The organism is Streptomyces sp. S6, assembly GCF_054880855.1.
Genome location: NZ_JBTYMC010000476.1, coordinates 1 through 3,530, shown reverse-complemented (window position 1 = coordinate 3,530; position 3,530 = coordinate 1). Strand labels below are relative to the sequence as shown.

The following is a 3,530-nucleotide window of genomic DNA, read 5'->3' as shown; positions in this document are numbered from 1 at the left end:
GCCACCCGCCGCCGGCGGTGCGGGGCGGGCCCGCCGCGACCCCGGCGGACGGACCCGTGGACGAGGAACTGGTCCGGCTCTGGCTCGCGCAGGCGTTCGTCACGGCCGGCGCGGACGTGGGGCGTCCGGTGTCCGGGGCGGCGGCCCGGGCCGAGGCGGACCGCGTGTGCGCGTCGCCCGACCGGGTGTCCCTCATGGCCCGGCACGAGGGCAGGACCGTGGGCCACGCGACGTTCCTGACCGACCGCGACGACGAGACGACGGGGGAGACCGTCGTCGAACTCGTCGACATCCTCACCGACGGCGCCCCCGCCCCCACGCTCGTCACGGCCGAGCTCACCCGGGCCGCGCTGGCACACGCCCACGCTCTGGGCCGTCCGCTGATCGGCAGCGTCGTGCACACGCCCGCGCCGGACGGCGGGGGCCTCCGGCGGACCGTCCCCGATCTGCCGGTGCACGGCTGGCGTGTCGACCACGTCTACTGGTGGGCACCGGCCCCCCGGCCGACCTCCTCCTGAGCACCCACGCCCGGCACCGACTCCCGGGCCGGGGGACGTGCGGCTCAGCCCCAGGCCGTCACCGGCAGGAACGAACTGTCCTGCCGGAAGATGTCGGTGCCGTCGGAGGGGGCCACGCGGAGTTGGTAGTCGTAGTGGCGGAGGTAGTACCCGGGGTAGTTGTACGACTCGAAGCGGACGGCGCCGGAGGTGGTGCCGGTGCGGGCGACGAACGTGGCGTCGCGGGCGAAGGTGGACGTGTTGTCGTTCGCGTCGAAGCGGGCGCGGAAGTCCCAGTGGCGCAGGTGGTTGCCGACGAGGTCGCGGAAGGAGTACGCGTTCGCGTCGGCGAGTCCGGCGACGACGGTGAAGGTGGCCGCCTGCTTCTCGGCGGCCGTGCCGGAGCCGCTGACGACGGGGAGGTTGAGGAGGGCGGACTCTGACTGCCAGTACCGGGTGGGGTAGTTGACGGACCGGAAGGAGCGGGTGGCGTTCCTGGTGAGGGCGGGCCCGCCGCCGACGGTCTCCTTGACGACCGTGAAGTGCCGGGCCGTGCCGGAGATCGCGGGCAGGGCCTTGGGGGCGGACCAGGTGGCGAAGGTGTCGTAGCTGTCGCTGTAGTAGTACTTGCCGTCGCCGTAGCCGTCGAAGTAGATCCGCCAGGCGCCGTTGTCCAGTTGGACGACCGAGGGGCCTTCGCGGTAGCTGCCCCAGCCCGCCCAGTCGCCGGTCCTGGACAGCGTGTAGGGGCCGTTGAGAGACCCCGCCGTCGCGTACTCGATGTACTTCGTCGTCTCGTTCTTCGTGAACGCGTGGTACGTCGAGCCGGTGCGCACGATGTACGTGTCGATGTGGTTGGCGCCGAGCCCGGCGAGGGCGACCGGGGAACTCCAGGCGGTGAGCGCGGAGTCGGTGGCGCGGAGCCGGTACGGGGTGAAGATCCACTCGTCGCCGGTGAGGGAGCAGGACACGATGACGTTGACACTGCCGTCGGCGTCGACGAACCACTCCGGGGCCCAGGCGCGGGAGAGGCCCGCGATCGGGACCGGGTAGTCGTACAGGAACGTCCAGTTGAGCCGGTCGGGGCTGCGGGCGAAGCCGATCGTCGTGCTGACGTCCTGCCAGGTGTGTGTGGTGTAGGTGAGGTAGTAGTTGCCGTCCGTGTGCCGGAAGACGCTCGCGTCGCGGATCCGGTTGCGCGGCGGCGTGTACGCGGAGGACTTGGCGAGCCGGAAGTCGGTGCCGTCGTCCGAGGTGTAGACGTTGACGGTGCCGTCGTCGCTGTTCAGGAACGGGACGATGGTGTATCTCGTGGCCGAGCCGGCGGTGGGGGCGGCGGCGAGGGCGGTGCCCGTCTCTCCGAGGAGCAGGGCGCCGGCGGGGAGGACGGCGAGGGCGCGCAGCAGGCTGCGGCGGGAGGTGGGGGGACGTGGGGTCATGCGGCTCTCCCTACAACGCATCAGGGTTCGACCTGCCGAACGGAGTTCGGAAAGTCGATCAGAAAGTAAGGGCGTGAATTGGACACGTCAATCCTTTGCGCAGCCCTTCGCGGAGCCCTTCCCTCGTCGGCCGACCGCACCTGTGACCTGTGGGCCTACCCTGTGTCCATGGACGACGCGTCGATGGTCGGGCTGATGGGGCGGGTCACGGGAGTGGTCGGTCCCGGACTCGTCGGGGAGGTCATCGTCCGGGTGCGGGGCGGGGCGGAGCACTTCCTCGCGTACCCGGCGAACAGCGGGGAGCGGTTCGAGCCGGGAAAGCTGGTGATGGTGGTGGAGCACCTGCCGCCGAGGACCGTCTACGTCACGGCCGCGTACGACAGTTGAGCAGGCGAAGCCCCAGGTGAGGGCGGTGTGCGTCAAGGTTGTGACAAGGATCGAGCGGTGTCTTCTCCTGGGGCGCGCACGGGCGCACACTCCCTTTCGTTCGGTGCCGAAAGGGCACCATCCAAAGGGGGCGTATGCCGATGGTCGTCGGCGTCGTGGCGGGGGTGGCGGTTGTCGCCGTCCTCGCGCTGATCGGTGTGTTCAAGATGATGTGGCGGGTCGCGGAGCCCAACGAGGCGTTGATCATCTCGGGTTCGAACCATCGGACCGAGGGGCTCGAAGCGGGGATGGGGTTCCGGATCGTCACGGGGCGCGGCACGCTGGTGCTGCCGGGGGTGCAGGCCGTGCGCAAGCTGTCGCTGGACCTCAACGAGACCGAGCTGCACGTGGATTGCGTCACGCACCAGGGGATTCCGCTGAAGGTGCGGGGAGTTGTCATCTTCAAGGTGGGTGACGACTTCGTGTCGATCGCGAACGCGGCCCGCCGGTTCCTGGACCAGCAGCGGCTGATGTCCGAGCGGGTGCACAACGTGTTCGCGGGTCATCTGCGGTCCATCGTGGGCGGGTTGACGGTCGAGGACATGATCCGGGACCGGGAGAAGCTGACCGGGCAGACGCGGGCGGCGTGCGGGTCGGAGATGGAGAAGCTCGGGCTGATCGTCGACTCGCTCCAGATCCACGAGATCGAGGACCCCACCGGGTACATCCAGAACCTGGCGATGCCGCACGCGGCGGCCGTCCAGCGGGACGCGCGCATCGCGCAGGCCGAGGCCAACCGGCTGGCCACCGAGGCGGAGCAGCAGGCCGCCGCGCGCATGTCGGAGGCGACGCGCGACAGCGAGATCCTCCAGGCCGGGTACCAGGCCGAACGCGACCACGCGGCGGCGAAGGCCCGGCAGGCGGGGCCCCTCGCCGAGGCCGGCGCCCGTCAGGAGGTCGTCGTCCAGGAGACCCGTGTCGCCGAACTGGAGGCCCACCGCCGCGAACAGCAGCTCCAGGCGGACGTCCGTAAACCGGCCGACGCGAAGGCGTACGAGAAGCGCACGCTCGCCGAGGCGGAACGCGACGCGCGTATCTCGGCGGCTCAGGCCAAGGCGAGGGAGACGGAGTTGGCGGCCGGCGCCGAGGCGACCCGCGTCAAGCAGGCCGCCGGTGCGGAGGCCGAGGCGACGAAGGCCCGGGGCACCGCCTCGGCCGCCGCCACCCG

Annotated in this window: 4 protein-coding genes; 3 read left to right on the top strand and 1 reads right to left on the bottom strand. The window is 71.0% G+C overall.

Annotated features, from left to right (window positions below):
- The coding region (locus ACVNF4_RS33860; RefSeq protein ID WP_461806704.1) for a hypothetical protein at nucleotides 1–518 on the top strand (518 nt) is incomplete at its 5' end.
- Nucleotides 519–562: 44 nt separating this feature from the next.
- On the opposite strand, the gene ACVNF4_RS33855 is transcribed toward ACVNF4_RS33860, so the two are convergent.
- A complete protein-coding gene (locus ACVNF4_RS33855) occupies nucleotides 563–1,936 on the bottom strand; it encodes a glycoside hydrolase family 43 protein (protein ID WP_461806703.1) in 1,374 nt (457 codons plus the stop codon).
- Nucleotides 1,937–2,104: 168 nt separating this feature from the next.
- Here ACVNF4_RS33855 and ACVNF4_RS33850 point away from each other — a divergent pair, with 168 nt between their 5' ends.
- Together ACVNF4_RS33850 and ACVNF4_RS33845 are read left to right on the top strand one after the other, a co-directional pair.
- Nucleotides 2,105–2,323 carry a hypothetical protein gene (locus ACVNF4_RS33850; RefSeq protein ID WP_461806702.1) on the top strand — a complete coding sequence of 73 codons (219 nt, stop codon included), beginning with the start codon at nucleotides 2,105–2,107 and terminating at the stop codon, nucleotides 2,321–2,323.
- Nucleotides 2,324–2,457: 134 nt separating this feature from the next.
- On the top strand, nucleotides 2,458–3,530 hold a 1,073-nt coding region (locus ACVNF4_RS33845; RefSeq protein ID WP_461806701.1), incomplete at its 3' end, for an SPFH domain-containing protein.